The following is a 21,526-nucleotide window of genomic DNA, read 5'->3' as shown; positions in this document are numbered from 1 at the left end:
GAGAAAGATAAGTAGCTGGTTATAATTAAATTAAAAATGGATTTTAGGTTCGATCCCCCCTGCCCCCCTTGATAAGGGGGGTGCCGATAGGCGGGGGGATCTCCCCTGCCCCCCTTGATAAGGGGGGTGCCGATAGGCGGGGGGATCCCCCCTGCCCCCCTTGATAAGGGGGGTGTCTGATAATTTTTAACGCCTACCTACTTATTTTCTGGTTTAGAATTTATCTGTATCTGGTCTGGGACCAACAGCGCCGGCGGGATTAACAAAAAGATTACCACCGGCTTCATTTTGGAAGATACAATCGATTTTCGGTTTGCCTTCCAAGGGGCCGGTATAACCAAAAGTATTCATCCGGTTTTTACAACTTTGTACCTGCTGTCCATCGACTAATTTTTGTTGTTCTAAAATTGACCAGTTATTGCGTCGCAAAACGCAACCGGGTTGCATAACCGGTTGGGTAACAAAAACATTAAAGGGGTTAAGGGTGACATAAACCCGCAAATCGGTGACAATGGCACTGGCCCCAAATTGCACGCATAATTCCGCATTGGGGGCGCTGCGATCGATTACTTCCCGGGAAGCGACGTTTTCGGGGCTAAAATTGGCAGTAGAACTGAATACCAGACCGAGACCCACTCCTAGTACAAAAATACCACCAATCAAGGCGATCATGGCATAGTTTAATTTTGCCAATAGGCCTCCGGGGGACGAAGCGCGGGAGTCATCGCCATAGGAGCGTTCATAATCACGATCACGCGATCGAGGAGGAGTATAACGAGGTCTTCTATTCATCGAAATTTCTGTTGTAGCTGCTATGGCGGTCAGTCGTTAGCTATTAGCTTATCACTGTTCTATCCTAGCAACCCGGGGGATAACCGACAGGATAGGTCTGGTATAGGGCTATATCGTTTTTTTTGGGTTAGTATGCTATGGTGGATCACTAAACAGAGTAAGTCAGCCTAATCCAAGTTTCTATGCTAGATATTAGCTAGACAAATTCGGAGCGGAGGAACCACATTTGGGGCGTATTTCTAGATTTTTTAGCCTAGAAAAGGATATCTCTCTATCCTAGCCCGTCAGCTAACTTCGTCGGCGTGGGGGGGAAGACTGAAACATCACTACATTCCTAGTAATGTCTTGATCGGTTCAGTTATGTCGCTGGTACTACTTGATAGTCATAACTTACAGGAGACATTGTTTATGGAGATTCTCATGTCAGCTTACCGATCACAACAATTTTAAGATTTTCCGTAGATAACCATATTTTCTATGAGTTTGCTGTACATTTTTCGAGCAAACTTTTAGTCGTATCGAGAAACCAAGAGTAAAAACAGGATCAAAAATGCTGGAATCTTTACCAATGTGGATTGCTGCAATGACTTTTATTGCAGTCATTGTGGTGATTATGTTCGAGTGGCTTCATATTACCGTAGCGGCTTTACTAGGAGCTTTAATCTTAGTTTTTACCCATATCATGACTCTCCAGGAGGCGGTGGGTTATATCAGTCGCAGTTATGCCACTCTTGCCCTATTTTTTGGGGTAATGGTGTTAGTGAGAGCCTTTGAACCAACGAAAATTTTTGATTATTTAGCAGCACAAATGGTGCTTTTAGCCAAGGGACAGGGCAAATTATTACTAATAGGAATTGTCGCCATTACTACCCCAATCTGTGCGGTGTTACCCAACGCTACCACGGTGATGTTATTAGCCCCGCTAATTCCTCCCTTAGCTCAAGATATAGGCGTGGATTTTGTGCCGCTCTTAATCCTGATGGTTTTCGTGGCCAACAGTTCCGGGTTATTAACGATTGTTGGTGATCCCGCTACTTATATCGTCGGTGATTCTATTAATATCACCTTCATGGAATACCTACAGCGTTTGAGTTTAGGTGGTGCCTTGGCAGTGATTACCATTCTGGTTATGTTACCTTGGTTATTTCCCACGATCTGGCGGACAAAATTCGAGCATTTAGAAGACTTACCCCATCCGAAAATTAATCATCCTCGCGTCTTAGCGGTGGGGGGAATTATCGTCTTTTTGGTCTTATTTTTATTCGTCGTCGGTGAATCTTTTCCTGTACCCCTTGCTCCGGCGGCTGTTGCTTTGATGGGGGCAGCTTTAGCCCTACTTTTAGCCCAGCAATCGAAAATCGATACGGTGCATAATATTCTCCGAGATGTGGACTGGAGTACCCTATTATTTTTTATGTCAATTTTTGTCCTAATTGGCGGCTTAGAAAAAACTGGCGTAGTTAATAGTTTATCGGGACTTCTGGCGATAATTTTAGGCCAAAATATCTTTTTAGGTTCTCTAGTTTTGCTGTTTTTTGTCGGACTTGTTTCCAGTGTCGTTCCGAATATTCCCCTAGTGGTGGCCATGGTTCCACTACTGAAACAGTACCTGGTTAATGTTAATTTAGTCGGGACGGAGGTTCTTTCTCCCGATTATGCCGGTTCTTTTCCCCCGTCCGTTTTACCGCTTTTCTATGCGATGATGTATGGAGCCACCCTAGGGGGTAATGGTACTTTAGTGGGGGCTTCTTCTAATATTGTCGCCGCTGGCATCGCCGAACAACACGGGGGCAAAATTAGCTTTCATACCTTTCTACGCTACGGTTTACCAGTGATGTTTACTCAGTTAGTCGTCTCGGCAATGTATATGTTAATTTTCTTTGTCTAGTCTATCTCTGGGGGTATTAATGTTAAGTTCGCCTAAGATTGACAAGAACGTTAACATCGATTAACATTCTCCTATCGTGCTAGATAATCTGGATTGAGCGGCGATCGTGAACAAAAAAATCTCTGTTTTAGCACCAGATTTATCCGGTGGTGGTGGCACGCGAGTCTATTTGATTGCTCAAGTCTTGCAACAGCTAAACTGTCAGGTGACGATCTATGGCCCGATTTTTGGCCGGGAAATCTATCCAACCCCACCGCAGAATTTACCTGTGGTATCGGTCAAAGGCAATAATTATCCCCAGTTTTTTGGCCAGATCAAAACTTTACTCGATCGCCTCTCCGGAGAGATTATTTATGCGGTTAAACCCCGTCCCACCAGTTTCGGCATCGGTTTACTGAAACGTTTTTTTTCCCCACGTCCCCTAATTCTTGATATTGACGATTGGGAAATGAGTTGGTTTGGTGGCGATCGATGGTCCTATCGTCCTCATCCTCGACAATTAGCTAGGGATATCCTCAAAAAAAATGGTGCGCTTAGGGACCCGAATCACCCTCTCTATCTGCGTTGGCTGGAAAATTTAATTAACCGCGCCGATGCGGTGACGGTTAATAATCAATTTTTGCAAAAGCGTTATGGGGGGATTTATTTACCGAATGGCAAGGATACGCAACTTTTCGATCCCAATCTCTACGATCCCGTTGCTTGTCGTCAAAAATACGGTTTATCTGCCTATAAAGTCTTAATGTTCCCTGGTACAGCTAGACCCCACAAAGGTTTAGAAGATGTCTTAATCGCTTTAGATCAAATTGGCGATCCTGATTTTAAATTGGTGGTGGTGGGTGGTCGCCAAATCGGGGATGGCTATCTGGATAGTTTGCTAGAAAAAGGTCAACCTTGGTTAATTCATTTACCTGCTCAACCGCTCGAGCGAATGCCGGAAGTTGTGGCCGCTGCTCATGCTATTATCGTTCCCCAGAGGGATGAAGCCACGGCTAACGCCCAATTTCCAATTAAACTCACCGATGGTATGGCGATGGCTAAACCGATTATTTCCACTAAAGTGGCAGATATTCCCGAAATTTTAGCTGATATTGGCTATTTAGTCGAACCTCGATCGCCAGAGCAACTAGCTGTCATGATTAGCGAAGTTTTTAAAGATCTCGACTCGGCTAATGCACGAGGACTAAAAGCGAGAGAGCGCTGTATCGCCTCCTACAGTACCACCGCCATGGCGACAACTCTCTCTGGCATAATTACTTCTCTGGAAGGGAAATATTAGAGTCTAGCGAGTAGGATAATTGACCGTTGACTATTTACTTTATTACTTATAGCGATGAATCCTAAGCAAATTCTCCTTAAATATACGCTGAAACACTGGATATTAGTGGTTTCCAGTATTGTTATCGGCTTTGCCAGTACCATATTTAATGGGGTAGGAGCTATTTTAGTTATCCCCTTACTAATTTCTTTTATTAATCCCGAAAATGATATCTTAAAAACTGCCCCCCAAATTATCAAAAAGCTGCTCTCAGTTTTCGAGTTTTTCTCGGTCGATACTCGTTTTTTCTGGATGTTTGCGGCGATATTATTGATTTTAATTCTCAAGCACATTACCAATTTTGTCAGTAATTTTTTAGGAACTTACTTGTCTTTGATTATGGCAAAAGATATGCGAATTGATTCAGTTATTCTGCTGCTAGAAGTGGATATAGATTATTATGTAAAAAGTAAAATAGGAGATATTTTTAATCGTTTCATGTCGGAGATTAATCGGGCTGTAGCATCAATTAGAAATTACATAAACCTGATTAAGATTATCGCCACAGCTTTCATGTACTTGGCTATTTTATTATCAATTTCTTGGCAATTAACTATTCTTTCTAGTGTTTTGGGAGGCCTTTTAGGTCTGCTTAATCAATACTTTGTCAAGAGAGCAAAAAAGTTTGGAGAGATTATCACCGTAACGGCTAAACAGCAAACTAATAAACTGTTGGAACTATTAACGGGAATTCGTCTAATTAAAGCGGTAGGCAATGAAAGATACGAATTAGAATCTATTGTGGAAGATATAGAAGCCCGGGAGAAAGCGGGTTTAGATGCCCAGACTAATAATGCTGTAATCGCTCCGCTCAATGAGATCGGTGGGGTAATTATTATTGCTTTAATTATCATTGCTGGTCGTTATCTTTTTAATGAACAACTGCAAGCTTTAGCGACGATTTTATTGACCTATCTCTATGTACTTTTCCGGGCCCTGCCGATAGTTGGTCAGATTAACAGTGCTAGGAGTAGTCTATTGGGTGATGTTTCCGCAGTAGAGGTGGTAGCGGATTTTCTCATTCGAGATAATAAACCATTTATGAGCAATGGCTCTATTCCCTATCAAAGATTAGAGACAGGTATTCATTTTGATAACGTCCAATTTTCCTATCCCGGTCATCAAGAATTAGTTCTCAAGGGCATCGATCTTTGGATTCCAAAAGGAAAAATGATCGCTCTTGTTGGTGCTTCGGGGGCGGGAAAATCGACAATTGCTGATTTATTACCACGCTTTTATGATCCTACAGCCGGGAGGATTCTTTTTGACGGTCAAGATTTACGCGATTATGAGGTCAAATCTCTGAGAAAAGCCATGGGAATAGTCAGTCAAGATACTTTTCTCTTTAATAATTCTCTCCGTTTTAATATTGCCTACGGATTAACCGATGTTAGTGATGCAGAAATTGTAGCAGCGACAAAAAGGGCGAATGCCTACGAGTTTATCTCCAAACTGCCGGAAGGACTGGATACGGAAATTGGCGATCGGGGAGTGAGACTTTCGGGAGGACAAAAACAAAGATTAGCGATCGCTCGTGCCTTACTGCGAGATCCGGATATTCTCATTCTTGATGAAGCTACCAGTGCTTTGGATACAATTTCTGAGCGTTTAGTACAGGAAGCGATCGATGAACTCTGTCGCGAGCGTACTACTCTTGTGATCGCTCACCGTCTTTCCACTGTTCAAAAAGCCTATCAAATTGTGGTGCTGGACAAAGGAAAAGTGGCAGAAATCGGCAATCACGAGGAATTATTAGCTCAAGGCGGTCATTATGCCCGTTTACACGCTCTGCAATTTAGTGATAGCAAAGAGGCCGACTCTAAGAATAGGGAAGATGAGCAAAAAAGAAAAGCTTATTTATCCTACGAAGCGAGAAGCAGTCTTAATAGTCTTTTAGGTTCTCTACGTCTAGTATCTGAGGATTTAATCGATGATTCTCAGGAGAAACAGGAAATTTTAGAAGAATCCTGTAGTTCAGCTATGCGACTTCTCCACATTATCGAAGACTACGAGTATTCCTAGACTCGATAGAGCTGCTGCAAAAATCAAAAATTGTCGTAGTTAGTGAGGAGTCAGTCTCGATGAAAAAATTTTCACCACCAGAGATGAAAGAGGTGTCCTTCCCTACACCCTATACCCCACACCCTACACCCTCTTTCAAGACAGGAAATTTGCAGGAGAGGATATCTCTAGAAAAAAACTCTTAAGTTATACTAAAATATTTAGTACATATAGGCATCTTCCCAGACGGTGAAAAGGAATTATTTACCCTTGAAAACCACAGTTAAAGTCAGCACACAACCCCAATTACCCCTACATCTAGTTATCACCCATCCCCAGTATCGTTTTGTCGATTTATTTGCGGGAATCGGTGGGTTTAGAATCGCTTTGGAGAAATTGGGAGGACGTTGTTTAGGTTATTCAGAAATTGATAAACAGGCCATCCAAGTTTATCAACAGAATTTTATTAGCTATCTCAACAGCGATGAAATTGCTTTCGGAGATGTGAGTAAAATCAGCAATTTACCCGATAATCTCGATCTTATTGTCGGCGGCGTTCCCTGTCAACCTTGGTCGGTGGCGGGATGTTTACGGGGATTTGAAGATCCCCGGGGAAAACTCTGGTTTGATGTGATTAAATTAGTCCAGAAAAGTCAACCCAAAAGCTTTATTTTCGAGAATGTCAGTGGTTTAGCTAGTCCTCGCAATCGGGAGAATTTAGAGTTAATTATCGATGAATTAACTAGCTGTGGTTATCAAGTTTACTGGCAGTTATTAAATGCCTACGATTTTGGTTTACCCCAGAATCGCGAGAGAGTTTTTATCGTAGGAATTAGAAAAAATATAGATAACTATGAGCGGTTTAAATTTCCTTTACCTTTGGGTATCCATCCGAAGGTTTTGGATATTTTAGAAGACATCAAGAATATTCAACCAGTTAAGAAAGTCAAGTTATCTGCGGATACTTTATTTAATGGTTTTGTTCCCCCATCAAGAACTCGTTTCCAAAAAGAAGATGAATTAAATGACTTCTTTATTTTTTCTGATTTAAGAAATGGCCACACAACTATTCATTCTTGGGATATTATCAAAACTACGGAACGACAAAAAAGTATCTGTTTAGCTTTGCTGAAATTAAGACGCAGTAAAAAGTATGGCGAAAAAGATGGTCATCCCGTGGCTTTTTCTACTTTTTTGGAAATTATACCCGACCTAAAAATCGAGGAACTAAATCAGTTAGTTTCTCTCGGTATTTGTTGGCAAACGACCGCAGGTAAGTATGAATTTATTAACTCGAAAAATATGACGGGAATTAACGGCATTTATCGGATTATTTTACCGACGGCCGATATTATTCCTACCCTAACCGCTACGGGTGCTAAAGATTATATTGCTACTATTTCAATTACCGCTACTCATCCCCAAGAATACAAACAATTGTTTTTAAAGAAAATCTATAAACCCAAAAAGTTTCGAGAAATTACTCCCCAAGATGCGCGTAAATTACAAGGATTCCCCGATAATTTTATCTATCATCCACAGTCAGCTATCGCTAAAAAACAATTCGGAAATTCTGTTCCTATCACTGTAGTGGAAGCAGTGGCTAGAAATTTACTAGAAATAATTCGTCCCGATTATTAGACTGCGGGATACTGACTCATATTAAAATATTTAAAGGCTTAAAAATCAAATCTTCTTTGGGAATGGGTTGATGATCAGCTATCAAACTTTCGAGGTACAATTCCATAGCTTCTGTAATATTGACAATCGTTTCTTCAAAAGTGTCTCCTTGAGAATGACAACCTTTAAGCGCAGGACAAAAAGCGTGATAACCACCGTCTGACTCTTTTTCTAGAATAACGGTGTAGTTATAAATTTGTTTGGTATTATCACTCATAACACTATCAGTTGTGGATTTTAAACTATCCTAGTTACACTTAAGAAATGCTGGATAAAACACAAAAATTTTACCTGTCAACCCCTCCACCCCAATTATGTCAAAATTATTTGACCAATAGTTGACATTCGATACATTGTTTAACAATATTTACAATACTTTGTAATTTTGTTGACAAATATAAATTTTCCCAACAAATCTTATAGGATTGATCTTGAAGCCCTCAGCTTAATTGAAAAATAAAGAACTAAAAGTGGATGTTCTGATATCTGAAAAATTCTCTAGGTGCTGAACGCTAATAGCTAGTAAAAATCTAACTACTTTAAATTGAAAAAATGATCATGTTTAAACGATACGAAGCTGATGAGCAAGTTATATTTCATGGTGATTCTTTGCCGATTTTATCCAGTGAGATTGATTCTAATTCTGTAGATCTAATTTTTCTCGATCCTCCCTATAATATAGGTAAGCACTTTGCCGATTTTTACGACAAATGGGAATCGGAAAATGATTATATAAATTGGGCAAATCAAATTCTTGATCATTGCCTTCGCATCTTGAAACCCCAGGGAACATTATATGTTATGGCCAGCACTCAAGCAATGCCTTACTTTGATCTTTACTTAAGACAAAAAATGACGATTCTTAGTCGTATTATCTGGCATTATGATAGTTCAGGAGTACAAGCAACAAAATACTTTGGTTCGATGTATGAACCAATACTTCACTGTGTGAAAGATAAAAATAATTACACTTTTAATTCAAAGGATATTAAGATAGAAGCAAAAACTGGAGCAAAACGAAAACTAATTGATTATAGAAAAGCGATTCCGAGTCAATACAATACAGAGAAAGTACCAGGCAATGTCTGGTATTTCCCTAGGGTAAGATATCGCATGGATGAATACGAAAATCATCCCTCACAAAAACCTGAATCATTGCTAGAAAGAATTATTTTGGCCAGCACTGACAAGAGTGGAATTGTGCTTGATCCCTTTGCAGGAACTTTTACAGCTGCAGCTGTAGCTAAACGTTTGGGAAGAATTTCTATTAGTATAGAATTACAAGAGGAGTATTTAAAAATTGGTCTTCGACGGATTCTCGGATGGCAAGAATACAAGGGAGAAAAGTTACTCCCTCCTCAAAAAAGCTATAGTAGAAAAAGCGAAAATAAACAAGAATATAACTTTGTACAGGAGAGTCTTTTCGATGTCGATAGTAAAGCATGAATTCACCAATATAATTATTAAAATTATCGATAATTACTTTCCCAATCAGGGAAATAGCATTTTAAATGCTAGTGAGTTATTGCAATATTTGAACATTAAAACTAGAGCCGCTAATCGAGGTTCTAAATCCCGAGCAGGATTGGCTAATCATTATGCCATTTATGTTTTAGTGGAAGACTATATTAATAATGAGTTTCATCTTAAGGATGGATACGACGAGTATCAAGGCGCTCAGTATATGACACTTTTTCGCAGGCAAAGGGAGCTTCCTTTTGGCAATAAATTACAAAATCATGCTCTCAATCATCGATTAAATCAGGAATTTAAAAAGTATTTTCCTACTTTATCTTATCTACCTATAATTAGAGATGTTAAAACCAATAGATACTGGATTAATGAGAATTTAATTAAGTTTTATCTAGACGGTAATCAAGTTAATATTGCGCCAGTGATTATAGATATAATTGATGCCTATGTGCAAACAAGACAAAAAGCATTTAATCAATTTATCAGCTATTGTCAACAGATGATTGATATTCAACAGCAATATCCCCAGAGAGCCATTGAATTTATTCGGAGTTTACTCAGATCAAACATTGATGCTAGAGTTTTTGAGATTGTCAGTTATGCAATTCTTAAAGAGTATTATGGGTAACAGAAAATATATTGGGGATGGTCGCCTGATCGGTTAAACTCTGAATACTTACTTTTATATAAAACTGGTCGAACAAATGCCAATGACGGGGGGATAGATTTTGTCATGAAACCCCTAGGTCGATTTTTTCAAGTTACGGAAACGATAGCTGCTGATAAATATTTTTTTAGATATTGATAAAGTGCAAAAATATCCCATTACTTTTGTGGTTAAAACTGAGCAGACTTGCGAGGAAATTTTAGAAAAAGTTGCGGAGCAAGCTAAGATAAGATACAAGATCAGGGCAATTGTCGAAAGATATCTAGAATCTGTAGAGGAAGTGATCAATATTCCCGAATTAATCAACCGTTGTGAGCGGGTTTTAGCTCAAGGTAAAGGAGGAGCGGTAATTGCAGAAATGGTTTTACAGAGCCGGATTGAGTTTAACCTAGAATCAGAGCCATAAAGATATCTAACTCCCCACTTAAACTAGAATAGAAAGATAGGAAAGCGATCGAACTTAGAATGACGACCGAAATTGAAAAAGAACTAGAAACCAGCGAAGCTGTCTTGGAAAAACGGCGAAATTTTGCCATTATCTCCCACCCTGACGCGGGAAAGACCACCCTGACCGAAAAACTGTTACTATACGGGGGTGCAATCCATCAAGCGGGTGCAGTCAAAGCAAGACGCGACCAACGCAAGGCCACCTCCGACTGGATGGAAATGGAAAAACAACGGGGAATTTCGATTACTTCCACGGTTTTACAGTTCGATTATCGTGATTTTCAGATTAATCTCCTCGATACTCCCGGCCACCAAGATTTTAGCGAAGATACCTATCGTACCCTAGCCGCTGCCGATAATGCAGTGATGTTAATCGACGCGGCCAAAGGTTTGGAACCCCAAACGAGAAAACTCTTTGAAGTGTGCAAACTGCGGCAGTTGCCTATCTTTACCTTTGTTAACAAAATGGATCGGCCTGGCCGCGAACCGCTGGATTTATTGGACGAAATCGAGCGAGAATTAGGATTACAAACCTATCCCGTCAATTGGCCGATCGGAATTGGCGATCGCTTTCGGGGAGTTTTCGATCGGGCCACCCAGACCATACACCTGTTTGAACGTCGCTCCCACGGCTCTCAGGAGGCGCAGGAAACCGTGATCGAGCTTGGCGACCCCAAAATTGAGGATCATCTCGAAAAAGACCTGTATTACCAGTTAAAAGAGGATATAGAACTACTCTCGGAATTGGGTGCGGAATTGGATTTGCCAGCAGTCCACGCAGGAGAAATGACCCCGATCTTTTTTGGTAGCGCCATGACCAATTTTGGGGTGAAATTATTCCTAGAATCCTTCCTCGACTATGGATTGCCACCCAGAGGACGCAATTCCTCCCTCGGTGTCCTTGATCCCACCTATCCCGATTTCACCGGTTTTGTCTTCAAACTGCAAGCAAACATGGATCCCAAACATCGGGACCGGGTAGCCTTTGTGCGGGTATGTACGGGGAAATTCGAGAAGGATATGGTAGTAAACCACGCTAGAACAGGTAAAACTATCCGTTTATCCCGTCCTCAGAAACTTTTTGCCCAAGATCGAGCAGTTATTGAAGAAGCTTATCCCGGAGATGTGATCGGATTGAATAACCCCGGGGTCTTTGCGATCGGTGATACGATTTATATGGGTAAAAAGCTCGAATACGAAGGGATTCCCTGTTTTTCCCCGGAATTATTCGCCTATCTCAGAAATCCTAACCCTTCCAAGTTCAAACAGTTTCAAAAAGGAGTCTCGGAATTACAGGAAGAAGGGGCCGTACAGATATTATCCTCGATCGATGAATTTAAACGCGACCCGATTTTAGCCGCCGTCGGTCAATTACAGTTTGAAGTGGTGCAATTCCGTCTTTTAAGCGAGTACGGAGTCGAAACTACCCTCGAACCCCTAGCCTATAGTTTAGCCCGTTGGGTCGCCGGGGGTTGGGCCGCTTTAGAAAAAGCAGGTAAACTCTTTAATACTCTAACTGTCAAAGATTACTGGGGTCGTCCCGTCTTATTATTCAAAAATGAGTGGAATTTACAGCAAGTCAAAGAAGATCATCCCTCTTTGCAATTAAACTCGATCGCACCGGTAGGATCGGGAGTAGAACCGCAATCCTAACCATTAATCCCCCAAGACAATTGCCGAACTGGTCAGGACAAGATAGCGACCCCCAGACAACTACTCTAAAGTAGAAGTGGTCAGAAAGTCTCGATCTTTCCTAACACTTCGGATGTCTCAAAGCACTATCGTTGACGATTCCCTCACCATTAGAAAAATTCCTGCTGTCAATTCCCGAATTAATCCCTGTTTAATTCGCTTTTGTTATTTTCTGGGAAATTATCTAGTTTTACCAGCTTTTTTCAGCAAAATAACGGTTACGGGCCAGGAAAATATTCCCCTAACGGGAGGTGTCATCTTGGCACCTACCCATCGTTCCCGTTGGGATGCGCTGATTTTACCCTACGCAGTGGGACGTTTAGTTACTAGACGCGATTTGCGCTTTATGGTTTCCGCTAACGAGATGAAAGGGGTGCAAGGTTGGTTTATCCGACGTTTGGGGGGTTTTCCCGTCAACACCGATCACCCCGGTATGGGTAGTCTGGTCCATAGCGTCGAACTTTTGGCCGCGGGGGAAATGGTGGCGATTTTTCCGGAAGGGGGTATCTGTCGCGATCGAGTGGTTCATCCTCTTAAACCGGGGGTAGCGCGGATCGCATTGGAAGTTAAGACTATCAAACCCGATGCCGATATCAAGATTTTGCCGGTAAGCATTAGTTATAATCAGCCTTACCCCGGATGGGGAAGCGAAGCGACAGTAAATATCGGTCAAGGGATTAATGTGCTTGATTATCAACAAAATTCGCTAAAACGGGAAACTGTCCGCTTAACCAAAACCTTGAGCGATCGCTTAAAACTTCTCCACGAGGATCAATCCCCTTAATCAGCTGTTGACTATCTACCCCATGAGTGGGATTTCGGGGACGGATTAAAATGATTGTTTTAACTATTTTTCAGCAAAAAAGTGGCTTTTCTGGTTTAAATAAATAATATCTTGGTTTTTGCTGCTTCTGGCTCCTGAATACTGCCTCGAAGACCCCTCAGATCGGGGAAGATATCCGATTGTTGCAGGGGGTCTAATGATAGAATGGGCATCAGCGAAAGTAGTTTGTGAGCGAAGTGATCCGATGCAGTTCCAAATCCAGCCAGACAGTGAAATACCCGCCTCTAAGCAATTATTTGACCAAATTCGCTTCGCTATCGCCTCTCGTCAGTATCCACCGGGCCATCGTTTACCTAGTACCCGTCAACTAGCTATGATCACGGGATTACACCGTAATACGATAAGTAAAATTTATCAACAACTGGAAGACGATGGGTTAGTGGAATCCATAGCAGGTTCGGGGATTTATGTCAAGGCTCGCGGGCATGAAAACGATAATTTATCGGGTTCACCCCTATTGGAACAAAATCCAGAAATAGGCCGACTAATTCGCCAGAGTTTGGCTGGTTTTCTCGCTCAAGGTTTAACTTTAGAGCAAATTCGCGAGTTATTACTGGCGGAAATTGATTGGCGATCGCAGTGTAGTTCTCAAGTTCTTGTCACCATTCCCCGTCACGATTTGGGTGCAGGGGAGCTAATGTTGAGAGAATTAGAGCAATCCCTCAAAATTCCCGTCCAATTAGTGGCAATGGAGGATTTAGCCCAAGTTTTAGCCAATACTAAATCTGCCACTGTTGTCACCAGTCGCTATTTTATCAGTGTAGCGGAGGAAATTGCCGCTCCTTTTCAATTACGAGTCATTCCCATCGATATCTACGATTACAGCAAGGAATTGGCATTAATCAAAAAATTACCCACCGATAGCCGCTTGGGGATTGTCAGTATTAGCACCGGTATTATTAAGGTGGCCGAAGTTTTAATTCATAGTTTACGGGGCGATGATTTATTAGTTATGTCTGCCCAAATTCATGAAACGGATAAGTTAAAAGTTTTAGCTCGAACTTCCCAGACAATTATCAGTGATCAGGCGAGTTATACTTTAATTAAAAATATGATTAATGAAGTGCGATCGGATTTAATTCGTCTGCCAGAAATTATCTGTAGTGATAATTATATTGGGGATAAATCAATTCAATTGCTCAGACGAGAATTAGGATTAGGTGGTTAGAGGATAAGCTAGGACACATTTTAACCTCTGAATCTCCCCCCTTTGCTGTTGCCTCTTGCCTTATCTCAACAAGCAATTTAAATGCGCGGGCAGCTTAACTTTAAAATTTATTTTAGTCTATGGTTACTATTGAGAATAACCTAGGGCAAATCGAGAATAAAAGCGAAAAAAACTTTTAAGAAGTATTAACTTTTTTAGTACAATGGGGCAAGAATAGGGATAAGCTCAATTTTTCACTCTCGGACGAGGTTAGATGAAAAGTGCTGAATGTTTAACGGTATCCCCCGGTGAACCGCTTACTGATTGGCAAAAACTGGGATTAGATTTTGTGGCTCGTTGGCAGGGACGAGATGTTATCCTAGCGATCGATCTTACCGGTAGTGTTAACTTTAATGATGAAGGACGCACGCGCCTTGGTCAAATTATTCGCGATAGTTTAAAAAATAACGATTCCGTTTATTTAGTCCCCTTTGCTGATAATGTTCAACCGATTGCAGAACCGATTTTAATTCGGAGTCAGGAAGATATAGACGCGGTTTTAAAGGCGATTCCCTGGCAATCTAGCCAAAGTGCTAAAAATACCGATATTCAGGGAGCAGAATGGCACGTTTATCCCCGACTGGCACGCTTAAATCAGTGTCGTTTAACTGCCAATCAAGCTATCAAACCCCAGTCGGTAGTTTGGATTACCGATGCACCCCTTTCTACCGCTGCGGGGATTACTTCACAACAGTGGATAGAAACCCCAAAAAATAGCCCTTTTCGTCTTGCTAATTCTCCCGAAAGTTTGGAGAGACAAAACTGGCTTAGTTCCCTACCAATTAATCTAAGAACCCAAGAAATTACTGCCACTAACGGCAATAAATATAAACTATCAGTGGTCGATATTGCTCCCACAGCACAAGAGTTTTGCACTCCCGCACCGGGAGGACAAGAAACCTGTTTGATTAATCCTTATCTCTTGAGTCAGTTATGGTTGCCAGCATTGGTAATTACATTAATGGGAATTGGGGGAATAGTAGCGAGTATTTTGGGAATTCGTCACTGGTTGCTGTTAAATACTGCTTGGACTATTGAAGTCTCATCTTATCAGGATGAAGATGAAACCCAAAAATATATTTTAAAAACATCCGAAAGAATTAACATCGGTGGTGAAGAACATAAGAAGAATAGCTTTTCTCATGCAGGGGAAGAAATTCGCTGCTATTTAGAAAGACGCGGCAATCAGTTATATCTGAAACCCACTAAACAAGCAGAGATTTTTTATCGAGGTAATCAACTAACTCAGGAGGTGAAGATAGATAAAAATTACCTGACTTTAACCTATCACCATAACCATCAAGATTTCGACCTACAAATTCAGATTAGTAAAAAATAACTCAGGAGATTTAAACCATGCCTAACACCAGTCAAACCCGCGCTATCAAACGGACAATTATCATCGGATTAGGTGGTACTGGTCGAGATGTGTTGATGAGAATTCGTCGCTTTATTATTGATAAGTATGGGAAGTTATCTAACCTACCCGTTGTCAGTTTTGTTCATATTGACACAGACAAAAATGCTTTCAATGGTTCGGGTTTACCCACAGGAAATAGCTATCACGGAGAAGAAATTCTTCTATCAGCTGCTGAAAGAGTATTCATTAATATGAATGCTCAGGATGTTAACAATCTAATCTTTGAACTTGAACACCAAACCCTTTTTGAAAGTCCCTTTTCCCATATTGAAAGCTGGTTAGACCCAAGACTAAAAAAACAAATAACTTCCATTGAAAATGGTGCGGGAGGTATTCGTCCCGTCGGTCGTTTAGCTTTCTTCCATAACTATCAAAAAATTCAAGAGGCAATTGAAGCAGCGGAAAGACGAACTTTTGGTCATGAATCCTTTATGTTTAGCGGTAAAGTTAATGGTCAAAGTTTTAATGTCCAAGGGGGGTTAAATGTCTTTGTTGTCGGTTCTTTGTGTGGGGGAACTGGTAGCGGTATTTTCCTCGATGTGGCCTACACTTTGCGTCATATTTTACAACAAACGGCCGAATATACATCCTTTGGTTATTTGGTAATTAGTCCTAAACTTTATGGTGATGGGGCAATTATGAGAGCTAATACCTATGCAGCTTTGAAAGAGTTAGACTATTATACCAATGAAAGTAATTCCTTTCAAGCCTGTTATGATAAACAAAATTTCGTCAACATTGATGAAAAACGTTCTCCTTTTGATTTTGCCTACTTAGTTTCTAATCGCACCGCGGGAGATTACCAGATTAATAACAAAGCTAAATTATGTAATGTCATTGCTTACAAGATTTTCTTGGATTTTGCCGATGAGTTATCTCTCCCCATCAAAAGAAATCGGGATAACTATAAAGACCCGATGATTCGTAAAGATAATCATCCTTTTCAGATGTGTCAAGGTTATATCTCCTTTGGACTAGCGAGGATTTATTTTACTCGCGACCGAATTGTGCAGATTGGTCTCAATCGTTTTAGTCTCAAATTAATTAAATTTTGGTTAGAGGGATATGGTCAAAGTCCCAGTGGACAAGAGTTATTAAGTAAGTTCCTAGCTAATTGGAGTACCCAAAGTAATAAGGATTATTTTACTGCCAGATTGGAAGAAGCAACCCTAGAGAATAATAAAACTTTTTCTAAGACTTTAACCTCTTGGAAAAATTCCCTAGAGGAAGAAATATCCAATAGTCAAGATTTGGAGAATTTACCCCAAACCGTCAAGCAATCCCTAGAAAAAGAGTTTCGCAAAGTACAGGGGGGAGAAACGGATAGCAGTCGTGGAATCTGGTTAACTCTGACCCAACAAACTCAACCTAAGTTAATCGAAAAATTTAAGTCAGATATTGACCAATTTTTGGAGATTCTTCTTAATCCTGATAGCCTAGAATTTTCTTTGGAAAATAGCCTATCTTTTTTGGTCGCTTTACAAGTACAGATTAATACCTACAAGGGGAATCTAGAGGAATTATCTCAGGATAATAAAGGGTTTCATTCCTCGGAAAAAATTGATAACATTTGGCGAAATGTTAAACAAACTCTCGAAGATATAAACGGGAAAAAGTCTGTCTTCAAGATGTTCAATAAAAATGCCAATAGTGAGAGAATCAAAGCTGAGTTAAGAGACTACGTTCAAAGCGGACAAAAATTAATTCAGCAGAACTTTAATTTCAGTATCAATCGCGAATCTAGAAAGATTGTTGAAGCGATTCTCAAGCATATTTCCAGTCGAATGCTGCAGATACAACAACTGAAAGAATCCCTATATCAGCTAATCACAGAATACGATAAATACGAACAGGAGTTAATGCAGTTAAATCTCGACGAGATGACTGGGGAAGGTATTTTCCCAGAGGAGAATATTGATAACTGTATCCCGGACAGTAACTCCCGAACTCAATACATTTCCGTTAGCCAAAAAGTCACCAATAATTTAGGCTATAATGCTTCCCTATTCAGTTTATTTAGCCAATCTTTTGTTATTGATAATGAAACTCTCAAAGAGACCCTAACAGCAACAATCGAGAAACAGTTTCAATCAGTAAGCACTAATAAAATTGATGCAGTAATTAAGCGATTTATGGGTCAATATAAACCCCATGATTTTCCTGAACGCTTGGCGCAAATTCTGCGAGAAGCTGATTTAATGTTACCGATAAATGTTAATGATGCTTACTATCGCTTGCATCCAGATAAAGCATTACTAATTGGGACTAAGGACGATAATTCACCCACCATGCAAAGATTTATGAAGACTCTCGAATCTGATTTAAATATTAATCGGGGGACTTCTTTTGAATCAATTCAAACGGACGAAGAAATCCTAATTACCTACGAGTTTGGTGGGTTTCCCCTAAGAATCATTACTGATTTATCTGGGTTACAAAAAATCTATCAAGACCAAAAAAGAATCAGCATTTTACACAATGATTACAGGATAGATTTTGCTGATATTATTCCACCACCTGCCAAATTAATTGAGGAATTAGAGTTTATTTTCTATCCCGCAATTGCTCTCGGTTTACTAGAATACGATGAGGAAGATGATACTTATCAATTAGTCATCGAAGGCGATTTATTTAACAATAAGTCCATCATTGACATTAGCGGTAATTGGCGACTTGCCTTAGAACAATTTGCTTCTCGTAAGGACATGATTAATGCTTTGCAGATACTGCTTAATCAGGCAAAAAATGAGATTTTGGCTAATCCTACCCTATTATTTACTAACGAGGGTGATTATTTCCAGAATGTCAGCTATTTTGTCAACAATGTCAAAAATTTACCCTCCTATCACCCTAATTATCGCTACAAAGATAAGGTAGCTGGACAAGATGGAAATGCTCAACAGGAGGCAAAAGAAGGAATTATCACCCGTTTTGTTAATCAACTGAAAATGGAACTAGAAAAACGTGCTGCTGAACAGAAAAAACTCGAAAAACAACAGCAAAAGCAACAAACTTTACTGGGAACAAATAATAACAGTAGTCAACCCAGTTTACCCGCAGAGGTTAGCACTGCTGATGAATGGTAAAATTAATCAATCTTAATGATGTTTCCCCAGCTATCTGAGGAAACATTCACCCCCAACTCTCTCTATCAACCACAATTCGAGGTATCCAATAACTATCATGGCATTACTTAACCTTTTTCCTCCCTATCTGATTGTTTTAACTCTAGTCTTGGTTATTTTTCCCACCGTCTTAGCTGTGAGAATCCGGATTGCTCTCTATAAACATATCCAAAAGTCAACCGCAAAAGTCAACCGCTTAATTCGGGGAGAAAGTCGCGGGGTTCAACCTAAAATTATCTCTAATCTAGAGAATAGATTTAAGATAGCCAGTAGTCAACTAGATGATGTTAATACCGCAGCTTTGGTAGATGGTTTATACCATGAAGAACAATTTACTTTCATGTCTAAATCTCTTAGCTGCGAGAAATGGGATTATTTTGTAAGAGTGTTACCCAATCTCCTCCTCGCTTTTGGTTTGTTGGGAACTTTCCTGGGAATTACTCTCAATCTGACGGGAATCAGCACACTTATCGATATCAATAATGTCGATTTGCAAAGTTTAGGAGAAAAGCTCAAAACTCCCCTAGAAAGTATGGGGATTGCTTTTATCACTAGCTTAATTGGTTTAGCTTGTAGTTCTGTACTGACTGTGATTAACTTAATCTTTAATACCCACCTTGCTAAAGTAAATCTAATTAGTTCCCTAGAAGACTATTTAGATAACATCTTGCAGCCGACTGTAGAAGGGAATAGTCGCTTGGATAAAGCGGTTAATCGCATGGTGGATACACAGCAAGCATTTCTGACTAACTTTCATACTGAGGTGACGAGAGTATTAGAATCTTCTTTAGAGAAAGTTGCTAAAAAAATTGATGATGGTAATCAGGAAACTGCTAAATTAGTCACTCAGGTTTGTGAAAGATTAACTGAAACCGCAGGAACTTTATCTACCGGTGCGACGACTTTTAAGAGTTCTACCAATAGTTTTGAAGAAAATGTCAACAAATTATATAAAGCAATTCACCACGAAAACTTTGTTAAATATGGTCAGAGTTTGGATAACTGCATTAGTAACTTTAAATCGACAGTTGATAAATTAGTTAATAGTCAAGTTACTGATAATTTAGTCGCAACTTCTGAAAAGTTATATTCTACTCATGCTAAGTTATGTCTAACAGTGGAACATATAGATAGTTTAACTAAATTGATGAGTCAAGCAACAGATAATGTTCATAATACTTTCAAAAGCTTGGTAAGCGTAGAAGCGGAAATTAAAAATTTAGGACAGTCTTCTCTATCAATTCGTAAAGAAAGTCAAAATTTAAACATTGTTCTCAATGAAAGGACTGAACAACTACTTATTTCTCTTCAGTCAATCCAAAACAACTTATTAGAAACTACTCACAATATTAACAATAATTCAGACCAATTAACTGCTTTAGGCGACCGGTTAAGTCGATTAATTTCTCAAGAAGTTGGCCGTAATAATTATCAAGGAGAAATTATTGCTGAGAAAAGTCAGCAAACAGTCAGTTATCTCAGAGATATACAAGCCATCTTAAACCAAATTATTAACCTTAGCAATCAACAGAAAAATTCTTTTTTATCTGAGATGGAAAAAGAAATCAATCAAGTATCTGATAGTATCAAAAAACCATTCTAAGCAACTATGTATAGACGTACTTACTACCGAGATGAAGATAAATCGGCAGAATCCATAAACCCTGTTCACCCCGTCGAAAAGTTTCCACTCGTTGGTGTTTACTATTCACTAAGACATATTCCTCTAAACTTTCTAGAGTTTGATAATCATTAAATTTATCCCCCCTGTCAAAAGCTTCTGTAGAATCGGAGAGAACTTCAACAATCAATTTAGGAAACCTTTTGTAGGTAGCGGTTTCTCTATCTCTGTCATCGCAGGTGACAAGAATATCAGGATAGTAAAAGTGATTGCGTTTTTCTAATCTGACTTTCACATCGGCAAAATAAACTCGACAATCGGAACCCCGCAAATGATTACAAATAATTGTGTATATATTCCCCAAAACAATATTATGAGTATCCTTCGTCCCTGCCATGGCGTAAACTTGTCCATCGATATACTCGTGTTTAATGAGACTGGTTTCTTCAAACTGAAGATATTCTTCTGGAGTGAGATTATTATAGCTATATAAAGCAATCATGGGTTTAATCGTTGAAAAAGCAACAAACTTTACTGGGAACAAACAATAACAGTAGTCAACCCAGTTTACCCGGAGAGGTTAGCACTACTGATGAATGATAAAATTTATTAATCTTAATGATGTTTCCCCAGCTATCTGAGGAAACATTCACCCCCAACTCTCTCTATCAACCACAATTCGAGGTATCCAATAACTATCATGGCATTACTTAACCTTTTTCCTCCCTATCTGATTCTTTTAATTCTAGTCTTGGTTATTTTTCCCACCGTCTTAATTGCTCTCTATAAACATCTCCAAGAGTCAACCAAAAAAGTCAACCGCTTAAGTAATAATATTGATACAGTGACAGAGCAACTTACTCAAGTCAAGGAAAGCTTACAGTCTGATTTAAACCAATCAACTCAATCTCTAGCTTCTTTAACTCAAGACTTCCAGCGTTCCATGACAACTATGGTTGAGTTAGGAATAAAAATTACTGACTTGAATCAAAAATCTGAGACAATCCTAGAACAAAATCAGCAACGCTCAGTCACCGAACAAGAAAAGTTATCTAACATTCAGGGAGAATTAGTAAAATTAATCGAAACTGTGAAAACCTATCAAGACAGTTTTAACTCCGAGTCGAAACAATTAGGAAACCAACTTATCAATAGTCTCGATGAAAGACTCTCCCAAACCTCCGATAAAATCCTCACTGCTTCCAATGCGATTGAGCGCTCTAGTAATAATCTCGATGTGACTAATGCTAACTTGTCTCAGTTAATTGATACAGTGACAGAGCAACTTACTCAAGTCTCTGAGAAAATCCTAGAACAGAATCAGCAACGCTCAGTCACCGAACAAGAAAAG

The 21,526-nt window shown here is 39.7% G+C and carries 14 protein-coding genes, 2 pseudogenes and 1 riboswitch; of the genes and pseudogenes, 13 read left to right on the top strand and 3 right to left on the bottom strand.

Annotated features, from left to right (window positions below; genetic code table 11):
- Nucleotides 1-213: 213 nt before the first annotated feature.
- Nucleotides 214-792 (bottom strand): DUF3172 domain-containing protein, encoded by a 579-nt coding sequence (locus tag IM450_RS01025; protein WP_002801669.1) that lies wholly within the window; start codon nt 790-792, stop codon nt 214-216.
- A gap of 188 nt (nt 793-980) precedes the next feature.
- A riboswitch (cyclic di-AMP (ydaO/yuaA leader) is annotated at nt 981-1,110 on the top strand.
- A gap of 232 nt (nt 1,111-1,342) precedes the next feature.
- On the opposite strand from IM450_RS01025, the gene IM450_RS01020 reads away from it, so the two are divergent.
- From IM450_RS01020 to IM450_RS01005, 4 genes are all read left to right on the top strand, one after another.
- Entirely contained in the window at nt 1,343-2,680 is a 1,338-nt protein-coding gene (locus IM450_RS01020; RefSeq protein WP_002801668.1) for an ArsB/NhaD family transporter, read from the top strand.
- 106 nt (nt 2,681-2,786) lie between these two features.
- Entirely contained in the window at nt 2,787-3,959 is a 1,173-nt protein-coding gene (locus IM450_RS01015; protein WP_287667253.1) for a glycosyltransferase, read from the top strand.
- A 54-nt stretch (nt 3,960-4,013) separates the two neighbouring features.
- Nucleotides 4,014-6,020 (top strand): ABC transporter ATP-binding protein, encoded by a 2,007-nt coding sequence (locus IM450_RS01010; protein WP_002801666.1) that lies wholly within the window; start codon nt 4,014-4,016, stop codon nt 6,018-6,020.
- 249 nt (nt 6,021-6,269) lie between these two features.
- Nucleotides 6,270-7,640: a DNA cytosine methyltransferase gene (locus IM450_RS01005; RefSeq protein WP_043997809.1), complete on the top strand. Its 1,371-nt coding sequence runs from the start codon at nt 6,270-6,272 to the stop codon at nt 7,638-7,640.
- Nucleotides 7,641-7,656: 16 nt separating this feature from the next.
- Here IM450_RS01005 and IM450_RS01000 read toward each other — a convergent pair whose 3' ends face one another.
- Nucleotides 7,657-7,896 (bottom strand): type II toxin-antitoxin system HicB family antitoxin, encoded by a 240-nt coding sequence (locus tag IM450_RS01000; RefSeq protein WP_002732327.1) that lies wholly within the window; start codon nt 7,894-7,896, stop codon nt 7,657-7,659.
- A gap of 341 nt (nt 7,897-8,237) precedes the next feature.
- Here IM450_RS01000 and yhdJ point away from each other — a divergent pair, with 341 nt between their 5' ends.
- From yhdJ to IM450_RS00955, 8 genes and pseudogenes are all read left to right on the top strand, one after another.
- Nucleotides 8,238-9,125 carry an adenine-specific DNA-methyltransferase gene (gene yhdJ / locus IM450_RS00995; protein ID WP_287667256.1) on the top strand — a complete coding sequence of 296 codons (888 nt, stop codon included), beginning with the start codon at nt 8,238-8,240 and terminating at the stop codon, nt 9,123-9,125.
- Nucleotides 9,106-10,225, top strand: a pseudogene (locus tag IM450_RS22355) (restriction endonuclease). Before yhdJ ends, IM450_RS22355 begins: the two are co-directional and overlap by 20 nt.
- Nucleotides 10,226-10,284: 59 nt before the next feature.
- Nucleotides 10,285-11,919, top strand: coding sequence for a peptide chain release factor 3 (gene prfC, locus IM450_RS00980; protein ID WP_130757878.1), 1,635 nt, complete (start codon nt 10,285-10,287; stop codon nt 11,917-11,919).
- A 112-nt stretch (nt 11,920-12,031) separates the two neighbouring features.
- A complete protein-coding gene (locus tag IM450_RS00975; RefSeq protein WP_002801661.1) occupies nt 12,032-12,742 on the top strand; it encodes a lysophospholipid acyltransferase family protein in 711 nt (236 codons plus the stop codon).
- A 196-nt stretch (nt 12,743-12,938) separates the two neighbouring features.
- Nucleotides 12,939-13,970: a GntR family transcriptional regulator gene (locus tag IM450_RS00970; RefSeq protein ID WP_287667264.1), complete on the top strand. Its 1,032-nt coding sequence runs from the start codon at nt 12,939-12,941 to the stop codon at nt 13,968-13,970.
- A gap of 253 nt (nt 13,971-14,223) precedes the next feature.
- Nucleotides 14,224-15,348 carry a vWA domain-containing protein gene (locus IM450_RS00965; protein WP_287667267.1) on the top strand — a complete coding sequence of 375 codons (1,125 nt, stop codon included), beginning with the start codon at nt 14,224-14,226 and terminating at the stop codon, nt 15,346-15,348.
- Nucleotides 15,349-15,365: 17 nt separating this feature from the next.
- A complete protein-coding gene (locus IM450_RS00960; protein WP_287667270.1) occupies nt 15,366-18,515 on the top strand; it encodes a tubulin-like doman-containing protein in 3,150 nt (1,049 codons plus the stop codon).
- 97 nt (nt 18,516-18,612) lie between these two features.
- Entirely contained in the window at nt 18,613-20,157 is a 1,545-nt protein-coding gene (locus IM450_RS00955; RefSeq protein ID WP_287667273.1) for a methyl-accepting chemotaxis protein, read from the top strand.
- Nucleotides 20,158-20,161: 4 nt separating this feature from the next.
- Here IM450_RS00955 and IM450_RS00950 read toward each other — a convergent pair whose 3' ends face one another.
- Entirely contained in the window at nt 20,162-20,677 is a 516-nt protein-coding gene (locus IM450_RS00950) for a Uma2 family endonuclease (RefSeq protein WP_287667275.1), read from the bottom strand.
- Between the two features lie 381 nt (nt 20,678-21,058).
- On the opposite strand from IM450_RS00950, the pseudogene IM450_RS00945 reads away from it, so the two are divergent.
- A pseudogene (locus IM450_RS00945) lies at nt 21,059-21,526 on the top strand (methyl-accepting chemotaxis protein); the annotation flags it as partial.

The organism is Microcystis sp. M083S1, assembly GCF_020246405.1.
GTDB classification, from domain to species: domain Bacteria; phylum Cyanobacteriota; class Cyanobacteriia; order Cyanobacteriales; family Microcystaceae; genus Microcystis; species Microcystis aeruginosa_C.
The sequence above is the reverse complement of the archived record's forward strand: the minus strand, read 5'-3'. Positions and strand labels throughout refer to the sequence as shown.

Coding starts and splice junctions, on each gene's coding strand:
- IM450_RS01025 (WP_002801669.1), bottom strand. CDS start 792: ATGAATAGAAGACCTCGTTATACTCCTCCTCGATCGCGTGATCGTGAT.
- IM450_RS01020 (WP_002801668.1), top strand. CDS start 1,343: ATGCTGGAATCTTTACCAATGTGGATTGCTGCAATGACTTTTATTGCA.
- IM450_RS01010 (WP_002801666.1), top strand. CDS start 4,014: ATGAATCCTAAGCAAATTCTCCTTAAATATACGCTGAAACACTGGATA.
- IM450_RS01000 (WP_002732327.1), bottom strand. CDS start 7,896: ATGAGTGATAATACCAAACAAATTTATAACTACACCGTTATTCTAGAA.
- yhdJ (WP_287667256.1), top strand. CDS start 8,238: ATGTTTAAACGATACGAAGCTGATGAGCAAGTTATATTTCATGGTGAT.
- prfC (WP_130757878.1), top strand. CDS start 10,285: ATGACGACCGAAATTGAAAAAGAACTAGAAACCAGCGAAGCTGTCTTG.
- IM450_RS00975 (WP_002801661.1), top strand. CDS start 12,032: ATGTCTCAAAGCACTATCGTTGACGATTCCCTCACCATTAGAAAAATT.
- IM450_RS00970 (WP_287667264.1), top strand. CDS start 12,939: ATGATAGAATGGGCATCAGCGAAAGTAGTTTGTGAGCGAAGTGATCCG.
- IM450_RS00965 (WP_287667267.1), top strand. CDS start 14,224: ATGAAAAGTGCTGAATGTTTAACGGTATCCCCCGGTGAACCGCTTACT.
- IM450_RS00960 (WP_287667270.1), top strand. CDS start 15,366: ATGCCTAACACCAGTCAAACCCGCGCTATCAAACGGACAATTATCATC.
- IM450_RS00955 (WP_287667273.1), top strand. CDS start 18,613: ATGGCATTACTTAACCTTTTTCCTCCCTATCTGATTGTTTTAACTCTA.
- IM450_RS00950 (WP_287667275.1), bottom strand. CDS start 20,677: ATGATTGCTTTATATAGCTATAATAATCTCACTCCAGAAGAATATCTT.